Below are 25222 nucleotides of genomic sequence, written 5' to 3'. Positions count from 1 at the left end.
CCCAGCGGGGCGCTCCGGAATGGTCAGCGAGCGTCGGCGTAGTCGGCGTCGGGGAATCTGTCGTACATGAGGTCGCCCTCGATGCCGTGCTCGAGCAGCATCTTCACGGAGGCGAGCACGAGCGTGAAGCCGGACATCGTCTCCACGGCGACGGCAGCGGGTTCATCGCCGCCGAACTCGGCGACCCGGATCCTGACGACGGTGGCGTCGCCGCGGTCCTCGAAGGTGATCGTGAGCGGCTGACCGTCGTCCCAGCGCAGGTCGAGCCGCCGGCCGGGTTCGGCCGCGATGACCTCGACGTCGGTCTCGGCGCCGGCGATCTTGAAGGCCCAGCGCACCCGGGCGCCGGTCTCGAGCCGTCCTGAGCTGTGCGCGAGCCAGAACTTCCGGATGATTCCGGGATCGGCGAAGGCCTCGTAGACCTCGGCCGACGGCCGGCGGACGAGCAGGGAGACGTCGACCACGGGCGTCCAGGTGCTCATGGTGGTCACCCCATCACGGGCGCGGACGGCCCGCAACTCGCCACGCGGCCGGGACGGCGCGGATGAACACGTCGTTTCGGGTTCGTTGACACGGCGTCACCGGATCGATCAGGATGACTTCATGTCGCGAATCTGGGAGCGCTCCCGCACGGTGGCCATTGTGGGGTCGGCCGTACTGCTGGCGGCCGGGGCCGCCGCGCCGGCTGCCCACGCCGCCGAGGTCGAGCAGGTGGTCAACGGCGGTTTCGACAACGGCACGGCGCCGTTCTGGGCCAATGCGGAGATGACGCTGGCGCTCGAGGACGGCCGGGCCTGTGTGGACGTGCCGGGGGGCACGGCCAACAAGTGGGACGCGATCGTCGGGCAGAACGACATCGACCTCGTGGCGGGCGAGAACTACCGGTTCTCGTTCGACGCGAGCGGGGCTCCCGCCGGGCGCAGCGTCCGGGCGGTCGTCGGCCTGGCCGTCGACCCCTACGACACGTACTTCGAGCAGTCGCCCGTGCTCGGCGACACCCAGCACTACGAGTGGACGTTCACCGCCGGCACGACGACGGCTCAGGCCCAGATCGCCTTCCAGCTCGGCGGCAGCCCCGATCCGTGGCGGTTCTGCCTGGACAACGTCTCCCTGGTCGGCGGCGTCCCGCCCGAGGTGTACGAGCCCGACACCGGCCCCCGCGTGCGGGTCAACCAGGTCGCGTACCTGCCCAAGGGTCCGAAGGGGGCCACCCTGGTGACCACCGCGACCGCCGCCCTGCCCTGGCAGCTGGCCGACAAGTCCGGCAAGGTCGTGGCGCGCGGCCAGAGCAAGCCCCGGGGCGTCGACGTCTCGTCCGGGCAGAACGTGCACACCATCGACTTCGGGCGCTACATCCGCAAGGGCAGCGGCTACACGCTGACGGCCGACGGCGAGACCAGCCGCCCGTTCGCGATCGGCGCCGACGCGTACGAGAAGCTCCGCTCCGATGCGCTCAAGTTCTATTACACCCAGCGCAGCGGGATCGCGATCGACGACGCCCTGCGGCCCGGCTACGGCCGCCCGGCCGGGCACGTCGACGTCGCGCCCAACCAGGGTGACGGGAACGTTCCCTGCCAGGCCGGGGTGTGCGACTACCGGCTCGACGTGCGCGGCGGCTGGTACGACGCCGGCGACCACGGCAAGTACGTCGTCAACGGCGGCATCTCGGTGTGGGAGCTGCTCAACGCGTACGAGCGCAGCCCGGGTCTCAGGAAGGTCGGCCTCAACATCCCGGAGAGCCGCACCCGCACTCCCGACCTGCTCGACGAGGTGCGCTGGGAGCTCGACTTCCTGCTCCGCATGCAGGTGCCGGCCGGTCAGCCGTACGCCGGCATGGCCCACCACAAGATCCACGACCAGGCCTGGACCGGGCTGCCCCTGCTGCCGCACCTCGACCCGCAGCCGCGTGAGCTGCACCCGGTGTCGACCGCGGCCACGCTGAACCTGGCCGCCACCGCTGCCCAGGCCGCGCGCATCTACAAGGCGTACGACCCGGCCTTCGCCAAGAAGGCGCTGGCCGCCGCCCGCACCGCCTACGCGGCCGCCCGGGCCAACCCCGACCGGCTCGCCCCCGAGTCCGACGGCGTCGGCGGTGGCGCCTACAACGACGCCAAGGTCTCCGACGACTTCTACTGGGCCGCGGCGGAGCTGTTCCTGACCACGGGGGAGAAGAAGTACCAGGCGGATGTGCTCTCGTCGCCCGAGCACACCGCCGACGTGTTCGGCGCCGGCGCCTTCGACTGGGGGAACACCGCCGCAGCGGGTCGCCTGGACCTGGCGCTGGTGCCGAACCGCCTGCCCGGCCTGGCCGCGGTCAAGGCGTCGGTGATCGCCGGGGCCGAGAAGTACCTGGCCATCCAGCGCAACCACGCGTACGGCGTCCCCTACGCCCCGGCGAACAACATGTGGGACTGGGGCTCCAACAGCACCATCCTCAACAACATGGTCGTCATCGCGGCGGCGCACGAGCTGACCGGCCGCGACAAGTACCGCGACGGCGTGCTGACCGGCCTCGACTACATCTTCGGCCGCAACGCGCTCAACATCTCGTACGTCACCGGCTACGGCACGGTCAGCTCGCAGAACCAGCACAGCCGCTGGTACGCCCGGCAGCTCGACCCGGCCCTGCCCAACCCGCCGAAGGGCACGCTGGCCGGCGGGGCCAACTCGTCGATCCAGGACCCGTTCGCGCAGAGCAAGCTCACCGGCTGCGTCGGCCAGTTCTGCTACATCGACGACATCCAGTCGTGGTCGACCAACGAGCTGACCATCAACTGGAACGCGCCGCTGGCCTGGATCGCCGCGTACGTGGCCGAGCTCTAAAAGGGATCGCCCCGGTGGCGCGGGTGAGTCTACGGTGACGGAATGTCCGCCGAAGCCGCCCGCGCCGCCGAGATCCTGAACCAGCTCGCCACCCCGTTGCGGTTGCGGGCGTTCGCCGAGCTCGTACGCCGGGGCGCCGAGGGCGCCTCGATCGCCGAGCTCGCGTACACGATCGACGTGCCCGTGCAGACCGCCGGCGAGACCCTGGCCCGCCTGGTCGGCGCGGGCCTGGCCACCGGCACGGGCAACGGCATCTACCGCGCGTCGCCCGGCATCCTGCGCGAGACCGCGCAGGCACTCGACCGCGAGCAGCCGATCACCGTGTTTCTCGGCGACTATCCGCAGCTGCGCGGCAATTTCACCCACGGGCGCCTGACCACGATGCCGCCCACGCTCAGCGAGCGCTACGCTCTGCTCGGCGAGCTGCTGGCCCGCTTCCTGGCGCTCGAGGGCCTGCACGACGAGGGTGAGATCAACCGGCGGCTGTCCGCGGTCACCGACGACGTGGCCGCGGTGCGCCGCATGCTCGTCGAGACGGGCTGGCTCGAACGCGACCAGGCCGGCACGACGTACGGCGCCGGCCGCCCGGCGCCGACACCGAGGCCGGCCGCCTGGTCGGCAACTTCCCCCAGGCCTTCAGCCGTGTCCCGCTCATCGACACCGCCCGCATCCTGACCGCGCCGCCGGCCCCGACCGTGGCCCGGGCCGGCGAAGGCCTCCGCTGGGTCACCGGCGGTGCCAGGATGATCCAATGCCGTACGGATACGTGAACTCGATGAAGACCAGGCCCGGCCACCGCGACGAGGTGGCCGCCATTCTGACCGGCGGAGCCGACGGGCTGCGCGCGGCCGGCTGCCGCCTCTATGTGGTGGGTCTGGACGCGGCGGACGACGTGACCATCTGGGTGTCCGAGGTGTGGGAGTCGAAGGACCACCACGACGCGTCGTTGCGGCTGCCCGAGACACGCGCCGCGATCACGCGGGCCATGCCCTTGCTGACCGGCGAGTTCAGCAGCCGCGAGACGATCATCGCGGGCGGCCTCGGGGTCACCGCCGGCTGAGCCGCTTCTTGTCGTACCGCCCTGTCATTCTCTCTGCCATGACTGAGCCGCGGGTAGCGGTGGTGACCGGTGCGAGCCGGGCGGGCCGACGTCGTAGCCGAGGTCGACGACGTGATCCTGGTGCTGGCCGGGACGGAGCCGCAGGCGGGCGAGAGCAAGAGCACCGTCGTCCTGCGCATTCTCGACGGGCTGGGCTTCTGAGGGTGGCTCGTGTCGAGAAGCCGGCCGCGGCTTCGTCCCGGGTGCGGGAACCGACTCAAGGAGACTGACATGGCGATCAAGCGGATGGACAACGTCCTCATCGTGGTCGAGGACCTGGACGCCGTCATCGCGTTCTTCGTCGAGCTCGGCATGGAGCTGGAGGGGCGAGGGCCGGCCGAGGGGCTGTGGGTGGAGCGGGTCATCGCCGTCTCCGGCGTCAAGCAGGACATCGCGATGCTGCGGATCCCGGGCGCCCCCGGCCGCGTCGAGCTGGCGCGGTTCCACCGGCCGGAGCCGGTCAGTCCGGAGCCGAGGGCCGCGCCGGCCAACACGCTGGGCCTGCGTCGCATCATGTTCGCGGTCGACGACGTCGAGGACGTGATCGCCCGCCTGCGGGACAAGCACGGCGCCGAGCTGGTCGGCGAACTGGTGGACTTCGAGAACACGTACCGGCTCTGCTACCTGCGCGGGCCGGAGGGCATCATCGTGGGTCTCGCCGAAGAAATTTCCTGAACCGTGTCGAAAGCGGGGGATCGGCTCCGTCCCCGGGGCACCACACCAGCGACCACAGGAGCCGACGACCGTGGAACAGCACGAGATCACCGAGATTCTGAACCGCCCGTACAGCCAGGAGCTGCTGGCCCGTGATCTGACCCGCCTGGCCTACGTGGCCACGGACGGCACCCCGCGCACCGTCCCGATCGCGTTCACCTGGAACGGGTCGCGGATCGTGCTCTGCACCACCAGGAACGCGCCCAAGCTGGCCGCGCTGCGGCACAACCCGCAGGTGGCGCTGACCATCGACACCGAGGTGCACCCGCCGAAGATCCTGCTGCTGCGCGGGCGCGCCGAGCTGGACGATGTGGACGGCATTCCCGAGGAGTACCTGCGGATGAACGGCAGCTACCAGATGAGCGCCGAGCAGCGGGTCGAGTGGGAGGCCGAGGTGCGCTCGCTGTACGCGGGCATGGTCCGCATCGTGATCACGCCGGCCTGGGTCAAGCTGATCGACTTCGAGACCACCCTGCCCAGCGCGGTCGAGGAACTGGTGCGGCAGCGGGCCGAGCGCCAGAATGCCTGAGAGGAGACCACCATGGCGAAGTACGTGCTGCTCAAGCACTACCGTGGCGCCCCGGCTCCGGAGAACGACGTGCCGATGGATCGGTGGACGCCCGAGGAGCTGACGGCTCACGTCCAGTACATGGAGGATTTCGCGAAGCGGATCGAGGCCACCGGCGAGTACGTCGACAGTCAGGCCCTCTCGACGCAGGGCACCTTCGTCCGGTCCGGCGGCGAGGGGCGGCCACCGGTGACCGACGGCCCGTTCGCCGAGACCAAGGACCTGATCGCGGGCTGGATGATCATCGACGTGGAGTCGTACGACCGGGCCCTGGAACTGGCCGCCGAGCTGTCCGAGGCGCCCGGCGCGGGCGGGAAGCCGATCCGGGAGTGGCTCGAGCTGCGGCCGTTCCTGACCGCGGGTCATCCGGCGACCGAGTGAACGAGTCGCTCGTCCGGGAGCTCGTGCCGGCGGTGATCGGCGTCCTCGTCCGGCGCGGGGCGGATTTCGCCGCGGCCGAGGACGCCGTGCAGGAGGCTCTGATCCGGGCCCTGGGCGCCTGGCCGGACGATCCGCCGCGCGATCCGAAGGGCTGGCTCGTCGCGGTGGCCTGGCACAAGTTCCTGGACGCGGCGCGAGCCGAATCGTCCCGCCGGGGGCGCGAACTGGCCGTGGACGTCGAGCCGCCGCCCGGTCCGGCGCCGGCCACCGACGACTCGCTGTGGCTCTACTTCCTCTGCGCGCATCCGTCGTTGCCGCCCGGATCGGCCGTGGCCCTGACGTTGCGCGCCGTCGGCGGCCTGACGACCCGTCAGATCGCGGCCGCCCACCTGGTTCCCGAGGCGACCATGGCGCAACGGATCAGCCGGGCCAAGCGCCGGCTCGCCGGGCTTCCGCTCGACCGGCCGGGCGATCTCGGCACGGTGCTGCGGGTGCTCTACCTGGTTTTCAACGAGGGCTACAGCGGTGACGTCGACCTGGCCGCCGAGGCGGTGCGCCTGACCCGCCAGCTGGCCGCCGCGACCGGCGATCCCGAGGTGGCGGGGCTGCTCGCCCTCATGCTGCTGCACCACGCGCGCCGGGCGTCGCGCACCGGTCCGGGTGGCCGGCTCGTGCCGCTCGCCGAACAGGACCGCTCCCGCTGGGACACCGGGCTGATCGCCGAGGGGGTCGCCATCCTGCAGGCCGCGCTGGCCCGCGACCGGCTGGGCGAGTATCAGGCGCAGGCGGCGATCGCCGCGTTGCACGCCGATGCCCCGAGCACCGGCGAGACCGACTGGGTGCAGATCGTGGAGTGGTACGACGAGCTGCTCGGGCTCGCCGACAGCCCGGTGGTGCGGCTGAACCGGGCCGTCGCGGTCGGCGAGGCCGACGGGCCGCGGGCCGGCCTGGCCGAGCTGAGCAAACTGGACCCGGATCTGCCCCGCTACCTCGCTGTCCACGCGTACCTGCTGGAACGCGCCGGCGACCTGGGCCGGGCGGCCGAGCTGTACGCCGAGGCCGCCCGCCGGGCCGGCAGTGTGCCCGAGCGCGACCATCTCACCCGCGAGGCGGCGCGGGTGCGAGTCCTGATGGGCGAGCTCTAGGCATTGATCACCGTGGGGTTTACGATCACGGCAACGGCTGGACGCGGCGCCGGAAGTCCGCCTGATCAGCGAAAAGTTGTTGCCGGGTGGACGCCTTGCCGACGCCTGCTGTCCAGGGAGCACTTTCATGATCACCCAGCGCGTATCGGCCCGGTGCGCGCAGAGGGAGGAACAACGGTGCGTCCATTCATCCGCACGATCGCCGTCACTGTGGCGGCCACCACTATAGCCGCGATCACGGCCTGCTCGCCGCCCGAGAAGGAGTCCGAGTCCTCGCGCTCGAGCGCGGCCGCCGCCACCAGCGCGGCCGACCTGGGCGGCCTCGACAAGCTGGTCGAGGCGGCCAAGGCCGAGGGCCAGCTCAACGTCATCGCCCTGCCGCCGAACTGGGCCAACTACGGCGAGATCATCAAGACCTTCGGCGACAAGTACGGCATCAAGGTCAACTCGGCCCAGCCGGACGGCTCCAGCCAGGACGAGATCAACGCGGCCAACCAGCTCAAGGGTCAGGACGGCGCCCCCGACGTCTTCGACCTGGGCGCCGCGGTCGCCACGGCCAACGTGGCCATGTTCGCGCCGTACAAGGTGGAGAAGCACAGCGAGATCCCGGACAACCTGAAGGAAGCCAACGGCGCCTGGACGAACGACTACGGCGGCTACATGTCGGTCGGCTACGACAGCGCCAAGGTGCCGGCTCCGACCAGCCTGGCCGACCTGCTCAAGCCGGAGTACAAGGGCAAGGTCGCGCTCAACGGCGACCCGACCCAGGCCGGTTCCGCGTTCGGCGCCGTGCAGGCCGCCTCGCTCGGCAACGGCGGCACCGTCGAGGACATCAAGCCCGGCGTCGACTTCTTCGGCCGGCTCAAGAAGGCCGGCAACCTGCTGCCGGTCGACCCCGACTCCGCCACCATCCAGTCCGGTCAGACCCCGGTCGTCTTCGACTGGGACTACCTGAACGCGGCCGGGGCCACCAAGCTCAAGACCTGGAAGACCTTCGTCCCCACCGGCGCGGTGCTCGGCTCGTACTACGCGCAGGCCATCAACAAGGACGCCCCGCACCCGGCCGCCGCGCGGCTGTGGCAGGAGTTCCTCTACTCCGACGAGGGTCAGAACCTGTGGCTCAAGGGCGGCGCCCGTCCCGTGCGGGCCGACGCCATGGCGAAGGCCGGCACGATCGACAAGACGGCGTTCGCGGCTCTGCCCGAGATCGAAGGCAGCCCCGTGATCCCGACCGAGGCCCAGAACACCAAGGCCAAGGAAATCCTGGCTTCGGACTGGGCCAAGGCCATTGGCTGAGACCGTCGCGGCCGTCCCGCAGCGCGTGGCCCGGCGGCCACGCCTGCGGGGCGTCGCCGCCCTGCTCGGCACGGTGCCGTTCTTCGCCTACGTGACGATCTTCCTGGTCATCCCGACGCTGGTGGTGGTGATCGGCGCGTTCGCGGGCAACGAGGGCGGCGCGAGCCTCGACAGCGTCAAGGCGCTCGGCAACTCGTACATCCTGGACGCCTTCGGCCGCAGCATCGCGCTCTCGGCCCTCAGCGCGCTGGTCGGCGCGGTGCTGGGCGCCCTTCTGGCGTACGCCCTGGTGACCGCGAAGCCCGACGGCGTGCTGCGCCGGGTGGTGACCGCGGCGGCCGGCGTCCTCGCCCAGTTCGGCGGCGTCACCCTGGCGTTCGCGTTCCTGGCCACCATCGGCCTGTCCGGCTTCATCACCGTCTGGCTGCAGGACACGTTCAACGTCAACCTGTACGAGAACGGCGTGTGGCTCTTCGAACTGCCGGGGCTCACCCTCGTCTACACGTACTTCCAGATCCCGCTCATGGTGATCGTGTTCCTGCCCGCGCTCGACGGCATCCGTCCCCAGTGGCGCGAGGCGACCGAGAGTCTGGGCGGCACGACCTGGCAGTACTGGACCCGGGTCGCGGGCCCGCTGCTCGCCCCCGCTTTCCTCGGCTCGGCGCTGCTTCTGTTCGCCAACAGCTTTTCCGCGTACGCCACCGCGGCCGCCCTGGTCAGCCAGGGCTCCCCGCTCGTGCCGCTGCAGATCCGCGGCGCCCTGACCAGTGAGGTGCTGCTCGGCCAGCAGAACGTCGGCAAGGCGATGGCGCTGGGCATGGTCGTCGTCGTGTCGGTCGTGATGGCCTTGTACACGCTGCTGCAGAAACGGACGTCCAAATGGCTGGGGTGATCGCCCGTCGCGCGCGCAGGCAGCGCGCGTTCCGGTGGACGGTTCTGATCGTTCTCGGCGTTTTCTTCGTGCTGCCGCTCATCGCGATGGTCGAGTTCTCGACGCGCGACCCGTCGACCTGGCCCGCGCTGGTCAACTGGCCGGAGCTGAGCGAGCGGTATCCGGCGCTGGCCGAGGGCATCACGTCGTCGCTGTCGCAGGCGGCGCTCACGGCCCTGCTGATGCTGGTGCTGCTGGTTCCGACGGCCGTCTGGGTCCGTCTGCGGCTGCCCCGGCTGCGCCGCGTCGTCGAGTTCCTGTGCCTGCTGCCGCTGACGATCCCGGCCATCGTGCTGGTCGTGGGGCTGGCGCCGGTCTACGCCTGGGTCACGTATTTCTTCGGCGGCTCGTCACTGACGCTGGTCTTCGCGTACACCATCCTGGTCCTGCCCTATGCCTATCGCGCGATCGACGCCGGGCTGTCGGCGATCGACGTGAAGACGCTGGCCGAGGCGGCCCGGTCGCTGGGCGCGGGCTGGGGCACGGTGATGTGGCGGGTCGTGCTGCCCAACATCCGCTCGGCGGTGCTCTCGGCCGCGTTCCTGACGGTGGCGCTGGTGCTCGGCGAGTTCACCATCGCGTCGCTGCTCAACCGCACGAACCTGCAGGTCGCGATCAACTTCCTGGGCAAGAGCAGCGCGACCATGTCGGTCGCGGTCTCGCTCACCGCGCTGCTGCTCGCCTTCGTCCTGCTGCTTCTGTTGTCCCTGCTGGGTGGGCGGCGCCGTTCTTCCGTTGCTGTCGCCCCGGCCGCCCCGGCCGCCCCCGCCTCTGTCGCTTCCAAGGAGCCTGCCGCATGACCGGCGTCGCCGTGCATCTCAACTCGCTGCGCCGGACGTTCGGCACCGTGCACGCCCTCGACAACCTCGACCTGTCCATCGAGCCGGGCGAGTTCGTAGCGCTGCTCGGCCCGTCCGGCTGCGGCAAGACGACGGCGCTGCGTGTGCTGGCCGGTCTCGAGGACGCCGACAGCGGGCAGGTGCTGGTGGGCGGCAAGGACGTCACCAGCCTGCCGGCCAACCGGCGCGACATGGGCATGGTCTTCCAGGCGTACAGCTTGTTCCCGCACCTGACCGCAGCGGCCAACGTGTCGTTCGGGTTGTCGCTGCGCGGCCGTTCGAAGTCGTCCGCACGGGCGAAGGAGATGCTCGAACTGGTCGGGATCGCGCAGTTCGCCGACCGCTACCCGCACCAGCTGTCGGGTGGCCAGCAGCAGCGGGTGGCGCTGGCCCGGGCGCTGGCCATCGAGCCGAGCGTGCTGCTGCTCGACGAGCCGCTGTCGGCGCTGGACGCGAAGGTGCGCGTGCAGCTGCGCGACGAGATCCGCCGCATCCAGACCGAGGTCGGCACGACGACGCTGTTCGTCACGCACGACCAGGAGGAGGCGCTCGCCGTCGCCGACCGGGTGGGCGTCATGCGCTCCGGCAGGCTGGAGCAGCTGGCCGCCCCGGCCGACATCTACCTGACTCCCGCGACGCCGTTCGTGGCCGAGTTCGTGGGCCTGAGCAACCGGTTGCCCGGCCGCGTGGTGGGCCAGGAGGTCGAGGTGCTGGGCACGCTTCTGCCGCTGCTCGCGCCCGCGTCGTCGGCTGCGGTCACGGCCCTCGTACGACCGGAGTCCGTGCACGTCACACCGGAGACCGGCGGCAACGGCCGGGTGCTGACGACCAGCTTCCTGGGCCCGATCAGCAAGGTGACCGTCACAGTAGGGGAGGTGCTGGTCGTGGCCCAGGTGGCGACCGACCGGCTCGGCTCGCTGGCGCCCGGCACGCCCGTACGCGTCACCCTGCAACCCGTGCCGGTGGCGCTCGCCTAACTTGGGTAAGTTTCACGTTTCCCTGCGACACGCCCGAGTCCCTTCGTACGGTCTGTACCCGTGCCCAAGAGACTCCCTGCCGCCGCCCTGACCGCCCTGCTGCTCGCGCTGTTCCTGGCACCCACCCAGGCAGCGGCCGCCCAGCCGGCAGCACGGGCGGCGGCGTGGCACGTGGTCCGCCCCGGCGACACGCTGAGCTGGATCGGCGCCCGCTACGGAGTGAGCGCCCGAAACCTGGCCGCCTGGAACCAGATCCCCCTGAACAACGCCATCCAGCCCGACGCTGTCCTGCGCCTCGGCCCGCCGCCGGTCCTCCTGCCCCCGTTCCAGTCGAAAATCGTGCCGGTCACCCCCGGCGAGGTCAACTGGAAGCCCGGATCAAGCTGCCCCGTCATCCCCGGCAACCTGCGCAAACTGTGGGTGTCCTACATAGACTTCCATGGCGACTACCACGTGGGCAGCGTGGTCGTCCGCTACGACGTGGCCCGCCGCGCCCAGCAGATCTTCCGGATCCTCTACAACTGGCGCTTCCGCATCATGGCCATGGCCCCCATGCGCGTCAACATGCCCCAGCAACGCAACATGGCCGTGGTCACCGCCGGCTACAACTGCCGAAACGTAGGCGGCACCCGAGTCTGGTCCGAACACGCCTCCGGCACGGCCATCGACATCAACCCGTTCCAGAACCCCATGCTGCGCGGCAGTTCCCTCTCCCCGGCGAACAGCGCCCTCTACCTGAACCGCAGCCAGTACCTGATCGGCATGATCCACCGGGAGGGGGCAGCCCGGGCCTTCCTCTGGAACGGCTTCCACTGGGGTGGCCGCTGGACCAGCCTGAAGGACTACATGCATTTCAGTCTCACCAACCGCTGACAACCTGCGCACTCTGACTGCTTCAGGCCGTGCGCCCCGTTGATCCGCTCTACCGGCACCCCTATGAAACGAGACCAGAGCCTACTGCAAATCGGTGGTGGTGAATTTCCGCAGCACATGCGGGTAGGCGTTCGCCAGCGACGGAAGCGAGATCCGCCAAGAGGTCATGACCAGGGCCTCGCCGATCAGGCGCAGGGAGCCGGGCATGGCCGGCACCTGGGCCATCTCGACCAGGGTCTGCGCCTGCACCGGCACGTCGGTGATTCCCTTGGCTACCTGTCTGGCGGCGTCGGCGAGGGCCTTCGCCTTCTCGGGTCTACGCGCCGCGGCTTGGCCTGCCAGACGCGCGAGACACAGCGCCTTCTGACTGGGAATCGTGATTTGCGCTGTGGCGTTCTCGGCCGCCTCAGCGAACTCCGGTCGGGTAGCCGACAGCTCAATCAACGCGGGCGCGCGCAGGGACGGGGCGATGATGCGGCGCGCGATGTGGAGCGCCTCGTCGACCTGACCGGTGGCGGCGGCCCGGGCCGCCAAGTTGGCGAGCATGCGGGCACGCTGGTCGGCGGCCGTGATGTCGAGCGCGACGAGGACCGCCTTCGGTATGTCGTCCGCGTCCGCCAACCGGGACGCCAGCATCATCAGCTCTTGCGCCTGCACTGCCGGGTCTTGGATCTTGGCAGCGATCTCCGCGGCCCGCGGGAGATGGCCCGACTCGGTCGCGCGGCGCGCGAGTCCGGCCACCTCGACGCTCTGACGAAACTTGTCCTCGATTAGCGCTGCGACCTTGACGGCCTCCTCCATGTCACCCCTGTCGGCCAGAGCGCGTGCCAGTTTGGCCAGCGCCAGGCCCCGAGACCTCGAGTCAGTGATCCGCCATGCGATACGGAAGGCTCGTGCCATGTCGCCCGCCGTGGCAGCCCGGCCCGCCAGGTTGGCCATCGCTCGCTTCTGAAGCTGCCGGTTACTGATTTGGTGGGCCATCTGTTCGGCGGGGTCGGTCACGGTCGTCGACCGCCGGCACGCGGCTGCCAGTTCGGCGAACGTCTGGGCGCGCAGGGCGTCATCATTGATCTCGTGGGCGATCTGACGCGCACGGTCGAGCGAACCGGACGCGGCCACGAGCCGGATCAGATCGATCAGCGTCTGCGACTGCAGGCGGGGGTCGGGGATCGCCAGGGCGATCGGCAACGCTCGTTCCGGTTCGCCGGCGGCCGCCTCGAAGTGAGCCAGGTCGACGAGAGTCTGAACCTGCCGGGATGGGCTGGGGATGGATTCGGCGATGGCCACGGCTCTGGTGAGCTCACCTCCGCCGGCGACTGCACCGGCGAGGCCGGACAGTATCTGTGCTCGCTGATAGGGATCGGGCACCGTGTTCGCGAACACGGCAGTCGCATCGGCGAGCGCCGCCGACTGGCGGGCGTCACCGGCCGCGGCGCCGATGCCCACGAGATCGGTCAACGTGGCCGCGCGGCGCGTCGGGTCGACGATCAGATCAGCGGCATGGATGGCGGCCTGCATGTCCCCTTCAGCCGCCGCTGAGCCGGCAAGGGTGGCGAGCGCCTCTGCCCTACGGAACGGATCAGTGATCTCGAGGACAATACGCTCGGCGAACTCGCGATCGCCCGCCGCAGCCGCCGAACGCGCCAGTTCGGTGAGCGCCGACGCCTGCTCGGAGTGCTGTGTGATCGTGCGGGCAGCTCGTACCGCTCGCTGGATGTCGGTCACCTGGGCCATGGCCCGGGCTGCCTCGGCCAGTGCGGTGGCCTGCCGGGCCGAGTCGACGATGCCCCGGGCGGTCTGCTCGGCGGCCTCTACGAGTTCCATGGCCTGTTGTGCATCGCCGGCGGAGGCCGTCACCCGGGCCAGCTCGGTCAGTGCCTCGGCCGCCCGCGACTGGTCGACGATGCTGCGCGCCGTGCGCTCGGCCGCGTCGGCCAGCTGTACGGCCCGTTCCATGTCACCGGCAGCCGCGGCGGTCCGGGCCAAGTCGGTCAGGACGTGCGCTTGCTGGGACGGGTCGGCGATACCCTTGGCGATCCGGAAAGCCCGCTCGTGGTGACCTGTGGTGCCGGCTTCCCGGGCCACGGCGGCAAGGGTCTGTGTCTGACGGGACGAGTCTTTCATGGCACGAGCGGCCCGGACGGCAGTCTCGACGTCGTCCGCTGACGCGCCGCGGGAGGCGAGGCCGGCCAAGGCGTTTTCCCGGCTCTGCCAGTCGGGGATGCGTTCAGCGAATTCGACGCTCCGTGGCAGGTCGCCGACATCGGCGAAGACTCTCGCCAGCTCGCTCAGAGCTCGGGTTCGCTGAGTCAACTCGGTGATGACGCCGACGCCCATGTCAGCGAACTCGGCCAGTCGCCGTGCCGATGTCAGGTCACCGTCAACAGCCAGCGCGTGGGCCGTATCGGTCAGCGTCCGCACTCGCCGGAACGGATCGGCGATGGCGGCCGCCGTCAACCCGGCGACGATCACGACATCCGTCCGCCGCCACACGGAGGCAGTCGCCAGCACTGTGTCCGCCTGACCACGCAGAGCTTGAATCTCGGGCTCCAGCTCGGACAACGGCTTTCCCTGGCTGTGCGCCATGGCGATGTCCCCGGCCACGTGCTCCGCGATCTCGGCGAGCTCAGTCACCTGGTGAAGCAAGTCGCTGCCCAGCAGGGCACGTACCAGATTCTCGAGCGGCTGCCGGGAGGCGCCGCCGGCTCCGTCCGCGGCGAGCCGGGCACCGTCCGACAGGCTCATGGCGTGCCGCCGATCGGTATCGTCCGCCAGTTTCGTCAACCGTTGTCCTTGCCGCACCAAGTCGGGGTGCCGAGCCGGATCGGCGACGCATTCCGCGACTCGCACGGCGGCGTCGGCCAGCGTCCTGACCGGGCGCAGAACGGCTGCGACCGCCTCGTCCAAGGTGTGTCGCGGGCCAGTCAGGCCGGGGGAGGGTCGGGCCGTGAGCCCGGCGGATGCGCCGTGCCTTCCGAGGCCGGCGTGGGCCACAGCCTTCAACCGCTGATCGGTAATCCCGTCCGCGAGCATTCGCGCGCACTCCGATGACGTCGGCCGGCGACCGCTGTCATCGGTCTGATCAGCCGCTCCGTTCAGATCGGCCAGCGTCTGCGCGCGCAACTTCTGGTCGGTGATGTCGCCGGCGATCTGCCCCGCGTGTGAGCGGTCCCCGGCGGCGGCCGTCGCCAGCGCCAGAGCAGCCAGCAGTGCTCCACGTTCGAAGTCGTTCCGGACCGTCCTCGTGAATTCCTTCGCCTGCTCCGTGAACTCGGTCGCTCTGTTACGGTCGCCGATCCGGCCGACCGCACGCACAATCTCGGCCAGAACCTCCACCGCTTTCGATGCCTCCGCGAGGGTGGCGGCTGCCTCGGCCGCCGCGTCGGCCAGAGCCGCCGTGCGTGCCGGGTCGCCGATAGAGGCTGCGTTGGTCGCCAGTTTCGCCAGGGCCGCGGCCCGCGCCGGTGTGCTGACGATGTTTTCGGCGATCTGCCGCCCGAGCCGCAGATCACCGCCCGCGGCTGCAGCCCGTGACAAGTCGGTGAGCGTACGCAACTGGAGCCTCTGATCGCCGACGGTGACTGCGATCTCGGTGGCCAATTCCAGATCGCCGGCCGCGCCCGCGACGCGGGCAAGATTGTCTAGCGTCACCTTGCGGAGGGATGTGTCGTCGATGCCGGCAGCAACCTGCGCTCCGCGCCGGATATCACCCGCGACCGCTATCGCACCCGCGAGACCGGCCAGGGCCTGTTCCTGCCGGGCGGGGTCGGTGATGCTGCGGGCGAGGGCTTCCGCACGGGTCGGCTGGCCGACTGCCGCCCACACCGCGGGCAGGTCAGCCGGCGTGTTGCTGTTTCGGCTCTCGAGCTGATCGCGATGGTGGGACAGGCGGAGCAGTCGAAACAGGCCGGTCTCTGTCAGGTCGTCGTCAGCCAGGATCAGGTTCTGGCAGGCGCGGATCTCCGCGAGCGCGGCCACGTCACCACCGGACAGGCTAAGCATGCGGTCGTGGCGTACCGCGTCCACCGCCAGGGCGGTGAGCCGGTCGGTGTCGCGCTGATCGGTGAGCATGCGCACGTAACCCCGCAACAGGTACTGCGGGGTGTCGGCCGGCCACTTCGGCCGGTAGCCGTCGGCCCAGCCATGAATCTTCCGTCGGTACGTCTCGATGTGCTTCCCGAGGCCACGGACCGCCGTCTCCCGCAAGGTCTCATGGGCGAACAGATACAAGCGGCCCTGATCTGCGTCAGCACGCCCCACCACGGTGCGACCGAAGACACCGCCGAGCATCTGCTCCAGGGCGTATGGCGGCTTGCCGGTGAGGTGCTCCAGCTCCCGGACGGTAAGGCCGCCTCCGCTGGCGGTGATGAGCCCGAGGGTCTGCCGTTGCAGCTTGTCCCCGCTCAGCAGTTCGAGCAGCTCTCCGTTTGCGCGTTCGGCCACCTCGCCCGCATGGGTCGAGGGATCCAGCTGACGGATCCGGCAGTTCACCCGAAGCGGGTGATCGGACGGGACGTCCTGGGGAAGTTCGGGATGCGGACGGCTCGACACCACGACTTTGAGCCCGTGCTCGGACACCGCCGGCAGCAGCGAGGCAACGCTGGCGATCTTGGATCCCGGCCGCCCGCCAATGTCCTCGTCGAGACCGTCCACGACCAGTACGAGTCGGCGTCCCTCATCACGGACCTTCTTGGCGGCGGCGCTCAGTAACGCACGCCGGTAGGTGTTTGCGGCTGCCGGCGTCAGCGACCCCGGAACGCTTTCGCCCATGATGGCCGACAGCTGATCGATGAGCATGTCGGTGAAGGCCGTGCTGTCGGACTGATCCGCAAGACGTGCGGTGATGAAGAAGGAGACGATCTCCACCTTGGGTGGTGGCTGCAAGACGAAAGTGGACAGCAGCGCCGATTTGCCCGCCCACGGTCCGGCCATCCACCACAGGTAGCTGTCTTCGCCCGCGCAGAACGCCGCCAGCTCCGCGAGAACCTGTTCACGGTCGAGCAGAGCGCCTGGGACGCCGTGACCGGGCGCGATGTCACGGACCTGGTCCAGGTACCCCGAACGAGTCCACCAGGACGGGCGCCCATGGTGAAGATGAAGATGCATCGTGCCGTGGTCGCCGATGATGACCCCGCGGGCACCGCGCAGATCCAGGTCGGCTTGGTCCTCCACACCCGTCATTGTGACGCATGATGCGCAGCTGTCGCGCCTGTCCGATCCGCTTGTGGGCCTTGGGGGCGATCACCCTCCTGAGGAACGTCCCGATTGCCTGGCGCCGCTACGTGGGTGGCCAGTTGCGCAGGGCGGCGTCGGCCACTTGCTGGAGGTCGTCGCGGGAGGCGCCGCCCGAGGCCTGCACGGCCAGGCCGTTCGCGATCGTCATGACGTAGCGGGCGATCATTTCCGGGTCGGCCTCGACGGGCAGGTCGCCCTGGCGGACGGCGCGGCGGAAGCGGTCGCGCAGGTGCATCTGGCCCAGGGCGCGCCACTCGGCCAGGACGTCGTGGGCGACCTGGCCGGTCTCGCCGACGGCCAGTGCGCCCTGCACGCCCAGGCAGCCGGTGGGCCAGCCGGGCGTGGTGTTGGCGTGGACCGAGCCTGTCAGAAACATGGCTGCCGCCTCGCGGGCGGTGGGGGCCTTCAGGGCGTCGACCACATAGGACGCCGGGCCGTCGGTGTAGCGCCGCAGCACCTTTCGGAACAGCTCTTCCTTGTTGCCGTAGGCCGCGTACAGGCTCTTGCGGGAGATGCCCATGGCCTCGGTGAGGTCGGTGAGGCTGGCCCCCTCGTAGCCCTGCTGCCAGAAGACCACCATCGCCTTGTCGAGCGCCTCGTCGGCGTCGAAGGCCCGCGGCCGGCCCAGTTGTGCCTTCTCCACCTCCGCATCGTACCTCTTGTGCACCGGTCGGTGCCGAAGTGCTACGGTCGCATTCAGCACCGATCGGTGCTGAATCTGGGGAGGTTGAGATGCGCAGGTTCGAAGGGAAGACCGCCGTCGTCACGGGCGGCGGCACGCGAGGCATCGGGCGGGCCACCGCCGCCCGGCTGGTGGCCGAGGGGGCGCACGTGTTCATCACCGGGCGGCGCCGGGCCGAGCTGGACGAGGCGGTCGAGGTCATCGGCCAGGGTGTGACGGCGGTGCCGGGCGACATCACCGACCCGGGCGACCTGGAGCGGCTCTACGAGACGGTCGCCGCTCGTGGGCAGGGGCTCGATGTGTTGTTCGCCAACGCGGCCACGGCGTCGTTCGCCACCATCGAGACGATCACCGAAGAGGACCTCGACCAGGTCTTCGGCGTCAACGTCAAGGGCACCATGCTGACGGTCCAGAAGGCGCTTCCGGTGCTGAACAAGGGGGCCTCGGTCATCATCAACGCCTCCACCGCCGCAGACCGGGGCACGCCTGGTTTCGGGGCCTACGCCGCGTCCAAGGCCGCCCTGCGTACCTTCGCCCGCTCGTGGGCCGCTGAGCTCAAGGGCCGCGACATCCGGGTCAACGCCATCTCGCCCGGGCCGACCGACACCTCCGGCATCACCGAGCTCGTGGGTGAGCAGAACTCGGCGCCCTTCAAGGCGAGCGAGGCCGCCCGGATCGCCATCGGGCGGATGGCGCACGTGGACGAGATCGCCGCCGCGGTGGCCTTCCTGGCCTCGTCCGACAGCAGTTTCATGCTCGGCGCCAACCTCTACGTCGACGGGGGCGAGAACCAGATCTGACCCGGCGCCCGCCGGGTCAGATCTGTGCTGCCTCAGAAGCCGGGAAACGCTGCCCGGAGGTCGTCGAGGGTGACATTGCCGGTCACCGTGACGTCGGCGGGGGTGTACGACGGGCCGAGACGACCGGCCAGCAGGCGCAACGCGGCCTCGAGGGAACCGGTGAAGGTGGCAGTGGCCGGCAATGGTTCGGTGGTCAGGCGGCTGTCGTCGCCGATGACGATGCGGTACGGGGTTCCGGCGATGTCGACCACGGCCGGCTCGGCGATCAGGTCGGGCTTGGCGATGAAGCCGAGCAGGAAGCTCAGGCCGCCGCTCAGGTGCTCGGCCAGCAGGGTGGCCGACTCGGGGGAGAGGCCGGCTGCGGGGTCGGTGGCGACGCGGATGTCCCAGCTGTGGTGGGCCACCTCGTTGAGCCGCAGGCCGGCGATCGACGCCAGGGGGACCGGTTGAGGGAGGAAGCCGGGGTTGATCTCCATCGTCTCCCGCTGCTCCGGCGTCAGGGCCTCGAGAGCCGAGACGAGGGTGTCGTCCGACTTCAGCCAGCCGGCTGCCTGAGCGTCGGGGGTCAGGGCGTTCCAGCGGTCCCAGACGCTCTGGTTGAAGTCCGGCCCCGTCGGTGATCGGAGGCCGGCCAGGGCGATCTCGGCGCCGCTGCCCAGGTGTGAGAAGACCTGCGCGACCGTCCAGTCGGACGCGCCGGACGGGGCCGTGAGCTGCTCGGACGAGAACGCGACGAGGCCGTCGTGCTCGGCGCGCAGGGCCGCGATGGTGCGGGCCGCGAGAGTTGTCATGACCAAACCCTAGATCGTTCCCTGCCGGGCCCACTCGGTGAGGCGGGCCGCGTACCGCTCGATCGCGGTTCTCAGCTCGGCCGGGGCCCGGACGGTGAACGGGTGGCCCAGGCCGGCCAGCATCTGGGCCATGCCGTCGAGGTGTTCGGCCTGGCAGGTCAGCAGCAGGCCGCCGTCGGCCGGCGTCAGCTCGGCCACACTGGCAGGGATCCGGCGCCGTACGGTCGCGAGGTCGGCCTGGAGCAGCACCTCCACCTGCCAGCGGTAGCCGCGCCGGGCCCACTGCCGATTGAGGTGGGCGACCGCGTCGAAGCCGGGCGGCGGGTCGAAATGGTGGCCGGTGGGGCGGGCGGCGGCGATGCGGTCGGCGCGGAACGAGCGGATCTCGCCGCTGCGGTGGTCGAGGCCGACGGCGTACCAGCGACTGGAGTGGAAGACCAGGCCGTACGGGTCGAGGTCGCGGTCGCCGGACTCGCGGTAGGTGATCGTCAGGCGTTCGCCCGCCCGGGTCGCCGCGCCCAGCACGAGCAGGATCTGCGAAGCGGGGCTGTCCTGGCCGCTACCGGCGGCGGCCCGGGTGAATCCCAGCGCCGACCGCAGCGCGGCGAGCCGGTCGGCCAGGTCGGCCGGGAGCACCCGGTTGATCTTCGCTTCGGCCGCCTCGGCGGCGGGGGTTTCGGCGGTCAGACCGATCTGCCGGGCGGCGATCAGGCCCAGCACGACGGCCACCGCCTCGTCGCCTGTGAGCATCAGCGGCGGCAAACGGAAGCCGGGGGAGAGGCGGTAGCCGCCGTAGCGGCCGCGTTCGGCGGTGACCGGGATGCCCAGGTCGGTGAGGGTGGTCGCGTAGCGCCGTACGGTCCGCTCGTCGACACCGAGGCGGGCCGCCAGGTCGCCCACGGTCATCCGCCGGTGGGCCTGCAGGATCTCGAGCATCGCGAGCACCCGGGACGCGGAATGAGCCATGCCGCCCAGTTTTCCAGCAATACCGGGCGGAACCTGTCCGGTATCGCTCCTAGGCTCGTCCCATGAGCACATACATCCTGGTACCTGGCATGTGGATCGGCGCCTGGGCGTGGCGGCAGGTCACCTCGGAGCTGCGCGCGGGCGGCCACGACGTGCATCCGCTCACCCTCACCGGCGTCGCCGACCGGTCGCACCTGCTCGGCCCGGACGTCGGCCTCGACACGCACATCACCGACATCGTGCGGCTGGCCGAGGCCGAGGATCTGCGCGACATCGTGCTGGTCGGCCACAGCTACGGCGGCCTGCCGGTGAGCGCGGCCGCGCTGCGGCTGCGCGACCGGATCCGGGCGGTCGTCTACGTCGACAGCGGGCCGCTGCCCGAGGGCATGTCCCAGCTGGACGTCTCGGCGGACGGGACGGAACCGGCCGGCGACGCCGTGCCGCCCCGGCCGTGGGACGCGGCGGCCGATCCGGTGCTGCTGGCCGGCCTCGACGGCACGGCGCTCGATCTCCTGCGTACGCGCAGCACGGGCCACCCGCTGGCCTCGGTGAAGCAGCCGCTGGGCGCCCGGGCCACCTCGGCCGACCTGCCGGCGGTGCTGATCGCGTGCACGTTCCCGCTCGACCAGATCCACGAGATGATGGCCGCCGGTCACCCGTTCTTCGCGGGCCTGGCGGAAGCCGAGATCATCCCGCTGGCGACCGGCCACTGGCCGATGCTGAGCGAGCCCGGGAAGCTGGCCGGCATCCTCGCCTCCGTGGGCGGCGAATGAGCGGACCGCCGATCAGTTCCGCGCGGTCCAGTCGTCGAGGACCTCGGCGACGGTCGCGGCCGCGGGTGGTTGCGGTTCCCGGGCGGGCGTACGGCCGAAGCGCGGCGCCGGCGCGGGCTGGGTGACCCCGGCGACGTCGAGGAACGTACGCCGGGCCCGGTTGTGCGGATGGGCGGGCGCCTCGGCGGGGGAGAGGACGGGTGCCACACAGGCGTCCAGGCCGGCGAACACCTCCGTCCACTCGTCGCGGGACCGGGACGCGAAGCGCGACGCGAAGCGGTCCCGCAGCTCGGGCCAGCCCGACTGGTCGTCCCGGCCGGGGAGCTCCTCGTCCTGCAGCCCGAGTCCGCTCAGCAGAGCCTGGTAGAAGGGCGGTTCGAGCGCCCCGACGGCCATGAACCCGCCGTCGGCCGTCTCGTACGTGTCGTAGAACGGCGCCCCGCCGTCGAGCAGGTTGGCCCCCCGCCCGCCCGGCCACGCGCCGCCGCCGATCATGCCGTGCAGGAACGTGGTGAGCAGCGCCGACCCGTCGACCATGGCCGCGTCGACCACCTGCCCGAGCCCGGACCGGGTGCGTTCCAGCAGCGCGGCCAGCACTCCGACCGCCAGCAGCATGCCGCCGCCCGCGAAGTCGCCCAGCAGGTTGATCGGCGCGTGCGGGCGCTGCCCGGCCCGGCCGAGCGGCTCGAGGGCTCCGGCGACGGCGATGTAGTCGATGTCGTGCCCGGCCCGCTCGGCCAGGGGCCCGTCCTGGCCCCAGCCGGTCATCCGGGCGTACACCAGGCCCGGGTTGATCGTCCGGCACTCGGCGGGTCCGAAGCCGAGGCGTTCCGCGACGCCGGGCCGGTAGCCCTCGACCAGGACGTCGGCGTGCTCGACGAGGCGCATCAAGTCGGCCCGGCCCGCCTCGGTTTTCAGGTCGAGCGTGACCGTGCGCCGGCCCCGGTCGAGCGGGCCGTCGGGCAGGAGCGGCCCGCCCGGCCGGTCGACGCGCACGACGTCGGCGCCCAGATCGGCCAGGATCATGCAGCCGAAGGGGCCCGGCGCGAGACCGGCCAGCTCGACGACCCGTACCCCCTGAAGGGCCGTCATGCGGGCTCGAAGCGCGAGCCGTAGCGGGCCGCGAGCGCGAGGGCCCGGCCGCGGAAGTCGGCGTGCTGCTCGGCGAAGCGCAGCACCCCTCCCGTCCACGCCGGATAGCCGATGCCCAGGATCGAGCCGACGTTGCCGTCCTCGGCGGTGCGCAGCACACCCTCGTCGAGGCAGCGGCGGGCGTCGATCGCCTCCGCGAACAGGAACCTGTCCTTCAGGTCGTCGAACGGCACGGCGCGGCCTTCGGCCGTGGCCATGCCGGCCAGGTGCGGCCAGAGGGCGGTGCGCTTTCCTTCCTCGTACGCGTAGAAGCCGCGCCCGGCCGCGCGGCCCGGCCGGTCGTGCTCGTCGACCATGGCGTCGACCACGGCGTGGGAGGGTGTCGTGACGAAGGCCGGCCCGGCCGCGGCCGCTGTCTGGTGGCGGATGTGCTGCACCAGCGTGAGGCTGACCTCGTCGGCCAGGGCCAGCGGACCGGTCGGATACCCGGCCTGCAGCGCCGCGTGCTCGATCGCCGGCGCGGGCACCCCCTCGGCGAGCATGCCGATCGCCTCGTCGATGAACCGGCCGATCACCCGGCTGGTGAAGAAGCCGCGCCCGTCGTTGACCACGATCGGCGTCTTGCCGATGCGCCGTCCCAGGTCGAACGCCCGCGCCACCGTCTCGTCGCTCGTGGCCGCGCCGACGACGATCTCGAGCAGCGGCATCCGGCCGACCGGGGAGAAGAAGTGCATGCCGACAAAATCGGCCGGCCGCTCGACGCCCTCGGCGAGCCCGCTGATCGGCAGCGTGGAGGTGTTCGAGGCCAGCAGCGCCCCCGGCGCGAGCACGGGCTCGACCTCGGCGAAGGCGGCTCGCTTGAGCGCGGGGTCCTCGAAGACGGCCTCGATCACCACGTCGCAACCGGCCAGGCCGGCCACCTCGGCCGTGGTGGTGATCCGCTCGTGCTGGGCGGCCCGCGCGGCCAGCTCGGGTGTCACGTCCATGACGACCACGTCGAGGCCGGCCTTGGCGCAGGCCAGGGCGATGCCGGCGCCCATCATGCCCGCGCCGAGCACCGCGACCCTGCGGGCCGGGGGCACCTCGGCCCGGGGCCGGGCCAGACCGCCGTTGACCGCGCGCAGGTCGAAGAAGAGGGCGCCGATCAGGTTCTTGGCGATCTGACCGGTGAGCAGGGTGATCAGGTGGCGGGTCTCGATGACCTGCGCGGTCTCGAAGTCGACCTGGGCGCCTTCGACCGCGGTGGCCAGGATCTTCTCGGGCGCGGGCAGGGAGGCGCCCTTGAGCTGCCGGCGCAGGGTGGCCGGGAAGGCCGGCAGCTGCGCGGCGAGCTGGGGAGACGACGGTGTGCCGCCGGGCATCCGGTAACCCTCACGATCCCAGGGCTGGGCCGCGCCGGGGTTGGCGGCGATCCACTCGCGGGCCCGGGCGAGCAGCTCGTCCGGCGTGGACACGACGTCGTCGACCAGGCCGTTGTCGCGGGCGTCGGCCGGGCGCAGCCGGCGGCCGGTGAGCAGCCAGACGGTCAGCGCCGGGGCGAGGCCGAGCATGCGGACCGTGCGGGTGACGCCGCCCGCGCCCGGCAGCAGCCCGAGCGTGACCTCGGGGAAGCCGAGCCGGGTGCCCGGCGTGTCGAGCGCGATGCGGTGATGGCAGGCGAGCGCCACCTCGAGGCCGCCGCCGAGCGCGGCGCCGTTGATCGCGGCGACGACCGGGCGGCCGTACGTCTCGAGCCGCCGGAAGTCGCGCTTGATCGTGGTGAGCAACTCGAACAGCGCCGGAGCGTCCTCCGGGGTGGCGCGGGCCATCGTGGGCAGGTCGCCGCCCGCGAAGAACGTCGTCTTGGCGCTGGTCACGATCACGCCGGTGACCTGCTCGCGCTCGGCCTCGAGGCGGTCGACGGCCGCGGTCATGGCGGACACGTAGGTCGCGTTCATGGTGTTGGCCGACTGGCCGGGGTCGTCGAGGGTGAGGGTGACGACGCCGTCGCCGTCGCGCTCGTACGTGATCATCAGAGCCTCTCGAGGACGGTGGCGACGCCCATGCCGCCGCCGATGCACAGGGTGACCACGGCCCGGCGCTGGTCGCGCCGTTCCAGCTCGTCGAGCGCGGTGCCGAGCAGCATCGCGCCGGTCGCGCCGAGCGGGTGCCCGAGCGCGATCGCGCCGCCGTTGACGTTGACCCGCTCGGGGTCGAGGCCGAGGTCGCGGACGTACTTCAGGACCACCGCGGCGAACGCCTCGTTGATCTCGTACAGGTCGATGTCGGCCGGGGTGAGGCCGGCCACGGCCAGCGCCTTGAGGGTGGCCGGGCCGGGCCCGGTGAGCATCAGCGTCGGGTCGGCGCCGGTGACCGCGGCGCCGGCGATGCGGGCGCGCGGGGTGAGACCCAGCTGCTCGCCGGCCTCGGCGCTGCCGATCAGCACGAGAGCCGCGCCGTCGACGATGCCGGACGAGTTGCCGGCGTGGTGGACGTGCTCGATCCTCTCCAGCCAACCGAACTTGCGCAGGGCGACGGAGTCGAAGAACTCGGTGCGCGCGAACGAGGCCCGGAGCCGGCCCAGCCCCTCGACCGTGGTGCCGGGCCGGGGGTGCTCGTCGGCGGTGAGGATGTCGAGGCCGTTGGGGTCGCGGACGGGCACGACCGACCGGGCGAAGTGCCCGCCGGCCTGCGCCTTGGCCGCCCTGTCCTGCGACTGCACGGCGTACGTGTCGACGTCCTCACGGGTGAAGCCCTCGAGCGTGGCGATGAGGTCGGCGCTGACGCCCTGCGGCACGAAATCGGTGGCGAACGCCGTTTCGGGGTCGAGGAACCAGGCGCCGCCGTCGGAGCCCATCGGGTTGCGCGACATCGACTCGACGCCGCCCGCCACGATCAGGTGTTCCCAGCCGGAGCGGACGCGGGCCGCGGCCTGGTTGACCGCCTCGAGGCCGGAGCCGCAGAAGCGGTTGAGCTGCACGCCGGCGACCGTGTCGGGCAGGCCGGCCAGCAACGCGGCGGCGCGCGACAGGTCGCCGCCCTGCTCGCCGACGGGGGTGACGATGCCGAGCACCAGGTCGTCGATGCGGGCCGGGTCGAGCCGGGGCTGCCGGGACCGCAACGCGCCGAGCAGGCCGGTGACCAGCGAGATCGGCTTCACGCCGTGCAGCGCGCCGTCCGGCTTGCCCCGCCCCCGGGGGGTGCGCAACGCGTCGTACACATAAGCCTCGTTCATGTTTTGGCCTCGGTTTTCCGCCG

23 protein-coding genes are annotated in these 25222 nt (G+C 71.2%); 15 read left to right on the top strand and 8 right to left on the bottom strand.

The genetic code is table 11. The features are described from left to right. Positions 1 to 23: 23 nt before the first annotated feature. A complete protein-coding gene (locus LXN57_RS21805; RefSeq protein ID WP_251800021.1) occupies positions 24 to 482 on the bottom strand; it encodes an SRPBCC domain-containing protein in 459 nt (152 codons plus the stop codon). Between the two features lie 121 nt (positions 483 to 603). Between LXN57_RS21805 and LXN57_RS21800 the strand changes: the two genes are divergently transcribed. The 13 genes from LXN57_RS21800 to LXN57_RS21745 all read left to right on the top strand — a co-directional run bounded on the left by LXN57_RS21800 (position 604) and on the right by LXN57_RS21745 (position 11646). Then, on the top strand, positions 604 to 2823 hold the full coding sequence (locus LXN57_RS21800) for a glycoside hydrolase family 9 protein (protein ID WP_251800020.1): 2220 nt from the start codon (positions 604 to 606) through the stop codon (positions 2821 to 2823). Positions 2824 to 2865: 42 nt separating this feature from the next. Next, positions 2866 to 3498, top strand: coding sequence for a DUF2087 domain-containing protein (locus LXN57_RS21795; protein WP_251800019.1), 633 nt, complete (start codon positions 2866 to 2868; stop codon positions 3496 to 3498). 76 nt (positions 3499 to 3574) lie between these two features. Beyond that, positions 3575 to 3883 carry a putative quinol monooxygenase gene (locus tag LXN57_RS21790; protein WP_251800018.1) on the top strand — a complete coding sequence of 103 codons (309 nt, stop codon included), beginning with the start codon at positions 3575 to 3577 and terminating at the stop codon, positions 3881 to 3883. A 69-nt stretch (positions 3884 to 3952) separates the two neighbouring features. Next, positions 3953 to 4084, top strand: a complete 132-nt coding sequence (locus LXN57_RS47940) for a hypothetical protein (protein ID WP_285904655.1) — start codon at positions 3953 to 3955, stop codon at positions 4082 to 4084. A gap of 69 nt (positions 4085 to 4153) precedes the next feature. Then, complete coding sequence (locus LXN57_RS21785) at positions 4154 to 4597, top strand: VOC family protein (protein ID WP_251800017.1); 444 nt, start codon at positions 4154 to 4156, stop codon at positions 4595 to 4597. A gap of 70 nt (positions 4598 to 4667) precedes the next feature. Further along, complete coding sequence (locus LXN57_RS21780; RefSeq protein ID WP_251800016.1) at positions 4668 to 5165, top strand: pyridoxamine 5'-phosphate oxidase family protein; 498 nt, start codon at positions 4668 to 4670, stop codon at positions 5163 to 5165. 12 nt (positions 5166 to 5177) lie between these two features. Beyond that, positions 5178 to 5585 carry a YciI family protein gene (locus tag LXN57_RS21775; RefSeq protein ID WP_251800015.1) on the top strand — a complete coding sequence of 136 codons (408 nt, stop codon included), beginning with the start codon at positions 5178 to 5180 and terminating at the stop codon, positions 5583 to 5585. Next, entirely contained in the window at positions 5582 to 6730 is a 1149-nt protein-coding gene (locus LXN57_RS21770) for an RNA polymerase sigma factor (RefSeq protein WP_251800014.1), read from the top strand. Before LXN57_RS21775 ends, LXN57_RS21770 begins: the two co-directional genes overlap by 4 nt. Before the next feature lie 177 nt (positions 6731 to 6907). Then, positions 6908 to 8026 carry an ABC transporter substrate-binding protein gene (locus tag LXN57_RS21765; protein ID WP_251800013.1) on the top strand — a complete coding sequence of 373 codons (1119 nt, stop codon included), beginning with the start codon at positions 6908 to 6910 and terminating at the stop codon, positions 8024 to 8026. Next, positions 8019 to 8918 (top strand): ABC transporter permease, encoded by a 900-nt coding sequence (locus tag LXN57_RS21760; RefSeq protein WP_251800012.1) that lies wholly within the window; start codon positions 8019 to 8021, stop codon positions 8916 to 8918. Before LXN57_RS21765 ends, LXN57_RS21760 begins: the two co-directional genes overlap by 8 nt. Beyond that, entirely contained in the window at positions 8906 to 9757 is an 852-nt protein-coding gene (locus LXN57_RS21755) for an ABC transporter permease (protein WP_251800011.1), read from the top strand. Before LXN57_RS21760 ends, LXN57_RS21755 begins: the two co-directional genes overlap by 13 nt. Beyond that, entirely contained in the window at positions 9754 to 10773 is a 1020-nt protein-coding gene (locus tag LXN57_RS21750) for an ABC transporter ATP-binding protein (RefSeq protein ID WP_251800010.1), read from the top strand. Before LXN57_RS21755 ends, LXN57_RS21750 begins: the two co-directional genes overlap by 4 nt. A 60-nt stretch (positions 10774 to 10833) precedes the next feature. Then, the gene (locus tag LXN57_RS21745) at positions 10834 to 11646 is read left to right on the top strand and encodes a M15 family metallopeptidase (RefSeq protein WP_251800009.1); all 813 of its coding nucleotides are present in this window, start codon (positions 10834 to 10836) and stop codon (positions 11644 to 11646) included. Positions 11647 to 11727: 81 nt separating this feature from the next. Here the strand turns inward: LXN57_RS21745 and LXN57_RS21740 are convergent, their stop codons facing one another. Continuing rightward, positions 11728 to 16818 (bottom strand): P-loop domain-containing protein, encoded by a 5091-nt coding sequence (locus LXN57_RS21740; RefSeq protein WP_251800008.1) that lies wholly within the window; start codon positions 16816 to 16818, stop codon positions 11728 to 11730. A gap of 106 nt (positions 16819 to 16924) precedes the next feature. After that, positions 16925 to 17524 (bottom strand): TetR/AcrR family transcriptional regulator, encoded by a 600-nt coding sequence (locus tag LXN57_RS21735; RefSeq protein WP_251800007.1) that lies wholly within the window; start codon positions 17522 to 17524, stop codon positions 16925 to 16927. An 89-nt stretch (positions 17525 to 17613) separates the two neighbouring features. On the opposite strand from LXN57_RS21735, the gene LXN57_RS21730 reads away from it, so the two are divergent. Then, positions 17614 to 18363, top strand: a complete 750-nt coding sequence (locus LXN57_RS21730) for an SDR family NAD(P)-dependent oxidoreductase (RefSeq protein WP_251800006.1) — start codon at positions 17614 to 17616, stop codon at positions 18361 to 18363. A gap of 32 nt (positions 18364 to 18395) precedes the next feature. On the opposite strand, the gene LXN57_RS21725 is transcribed toward LXN57_RS21730, so the two are convergent. Together LXN57_RS21725 and LXN57_RS21720 are read right to left on the bottom strand one after the other, a co-directional pair. Then, positions 18396 to 19154 (bottom strand): maleylpyruvate isomerase family mycothiol-dependent enzyme, encoded by a 759-nt coding sequence (locus LXN57_RS21725; RefSeq protein WP_251800005.1) that lies wholly within the window; start codon positions 19152 to 19154, stop codon positions 18396 to 18398. A 9-nt stretch (positions 19155 to 19163) separates the two neighbouring features. After that, the gene (locus tag LXN57_RS21720; RefSeq protein ID WP_251800004.1) at positions 19164 to 20120 is read right to left on the bottom strand and encodes a helix-turn-helix transcriptional regulator; all 957 of its coding nucleotides are present in this window, start codon (positions 20118 to 20120) and stop codon (positions 19164 to 19166) included. A 62-nt stretch (positions 20121 to 20182) separates the two neighbouring features. Here LXN57_RS21720 and LXN57_RS21715 point away from each other — a divergent pair, with 62 nt between their 5' ends. After that, the gene (locus LXN57_RS21715; RefSeq protein WP_251800003.1) at positions 20183 to 20893 is read left to right on the top strand and encodes an alpha/beta fold hydrolase; all 711 of its coding nucleotides are present in this window, start codon (positions 20183 to 20185) and stop codon (positions 20891 to 20893) included. Between the two features lie 12 nt (positions 20894 to 20905). Here the strand turns inward: LXN57_RS21715 and LXN57_RS21710 are convergent, their stop codons facing one another. The 3 genes from LXN57_RS21710 to LXN57_RS21700 are packed head-to-tail and all read right to left on the bottom strand — an operon-like array spanning position 20906 to position 25199. After that, on the bottom strand, positions 20906 to 21985 hold the full coding sequence (locus tag LXN57_RS21710; RefSeq protein WP_251800002.1) for a CaiB/BaiF CoA transferase family protein: 1080 nt from the start codon (positions 21983 to 21985) through the stop codon (positions 20906 to 20908). Further along, a complete protein-coding gene (locus LXN57_RS21705; protein WP_251800001.1) occupies positions 21982 to 23997 on the bottom strand; it encodes a 3-hydroxyacyl-CoA dehydrogenase NAD-binding domain-containing protein in 2016 nt (671 codons plus the stop codon). The genes LXN57_RS21710 and LXN57_RS21705 overlap by 4 nt, the downstream gene beginning before the upstream one ends. After that, positions 23997 to 25199, bottom strand: coding sequence for an acetyl-CoA C-acetyltransferase (locus tag LXN57_RS21700; protein ID WP_251800000.1), 1203 nt, complete (start codon positions 25197 to 25199; stop codon positions 23997 to 23999). Before LXN57_RS21700 ends, LXN57_RS21705 begins: the two co-directional genes overlap by 1 nt. Positions 25200 to 25222 lie beyond the last annotated feature (23 nt).

The organism is Paractinoplanes hotanensis, from assembly GCF_023717965.1.
GTDB classification, from domain to species: domain Bacteria; phylum Actinomycetota; class Actinomycetes; order Mycobacteriales; family Micromonosporaceae; genus Actinoplanes; species Actinoplanes polyasparticus.
This window is presented reverse-complemented; position numbering and strand designations above follow the sequence as displayed.

Bases quoted from the DNA above. Each gene is read 5' to 3' on its own strand.
- LXN57_RS21775 (WP_251800015.1), top strand. From the start codon at position 5,178: ATGGCGAAGTACGTGCTGCTCAAGCACTACCGTGGCGCCCCGGCTCCG.
- LXN57_RS21720 (WP_251800004.1), bottom strand. From the start codon at position 20,120: ATGGCTCATTCCGCGTCCCGGGTGCTCGCGATGCTCGAGATCCTGCAG.
- LXN57_RS21755 (WP_251800011.1), top strand. From the start codon at position 8,906: ATGGCTGGGGTGATCGCCCGTCGCGCGCGCAGGCAGCGCGCGTTCCGG.
- LXN57_RS21715 (WP_251800003.1), top strand. From the start codon at position 20,183: ATGAGCACATACATCCTGGTACCTGGCATGTGGATCGGCGCCTGGGCG.
- LXN57_RS21805 (WP_251800021.1), bottom strand. From the start codon at position 482: ATGAGCACCTGGACGCCCGTGGTCGACGTCTCCCTGCTCGTCCGCCGG.
- LXN57_RS21725 (WP_251800005.1), bottom strand. From the start codon at position 19,154: ATGACAACTCTCGCGGCCCGCACCATCGCGGCCCTGCGCGCCGAGCAC.
- LXN57_RS21795 (WP_251800019.1), top strand. From the start codon at position 2,866: ATGTCCGCCGAAGCCGCCCGCGCCGCCGAGATCCTGAACCAGCTCGCC.
- LXN57_RS21700 (WP_251800000.1), bottom strand. From the start codon at position 25,199: ATGAACGAGGCTTATGTGTACGACGCGTTGCGCACCCCCCGGGGGCGG.
- LXN57_RS21750 (WP_251800010.1), top strand. From the start codon at position 9,754: ATGACCGGCGTCGCCGTGCATCTCAACTCGCTGCGCCGGACGTTCGGC.
- LXN57_RS21705 (WP_251800001.1), bottom strand. From the start codon at position 23,997: ATGATCACGTACGAGCGCGACGGCGACGGCGTCGTCACCCTCACCCTC.
- LXN57_RS21710 (WP_251800002.1), bottom strand. From the start codon at position 21,985: ATGACGGCCCTTCAGGGGGTACGGGTCGTCGAGCTGGCCGGTCTCGCG.
- LXN57_RS21790 (WP_251800018.1), top strand. From the start codon at position 3,575: ATGCCGTACGGATACGTGAACTCGATGAAGACCAGGCCCGGCCACCGC.
- LXN57_RS21785 (WP_251800017.1), top strand. From the start codon at position 4,154: ATGGCGATCAAGCGGATGGACAACGTCCTCATCGTGGTCGAGGACCTG.
- LXN57_RS21800 (WP_251800020.1), top strand. From the start codon at position 604: ATGTCGCGAATCTGGGAGCGCTCCCGCACGGTGGCCATTGTGGGGTCG.
- LXN57_RS21730 (WP_251800006.1), top strand. From the start codon at position 17,614: ATGCGCAGGTTCGAAGGGAAGACCGCCGTCGTCACGGGCGGCGGCACG.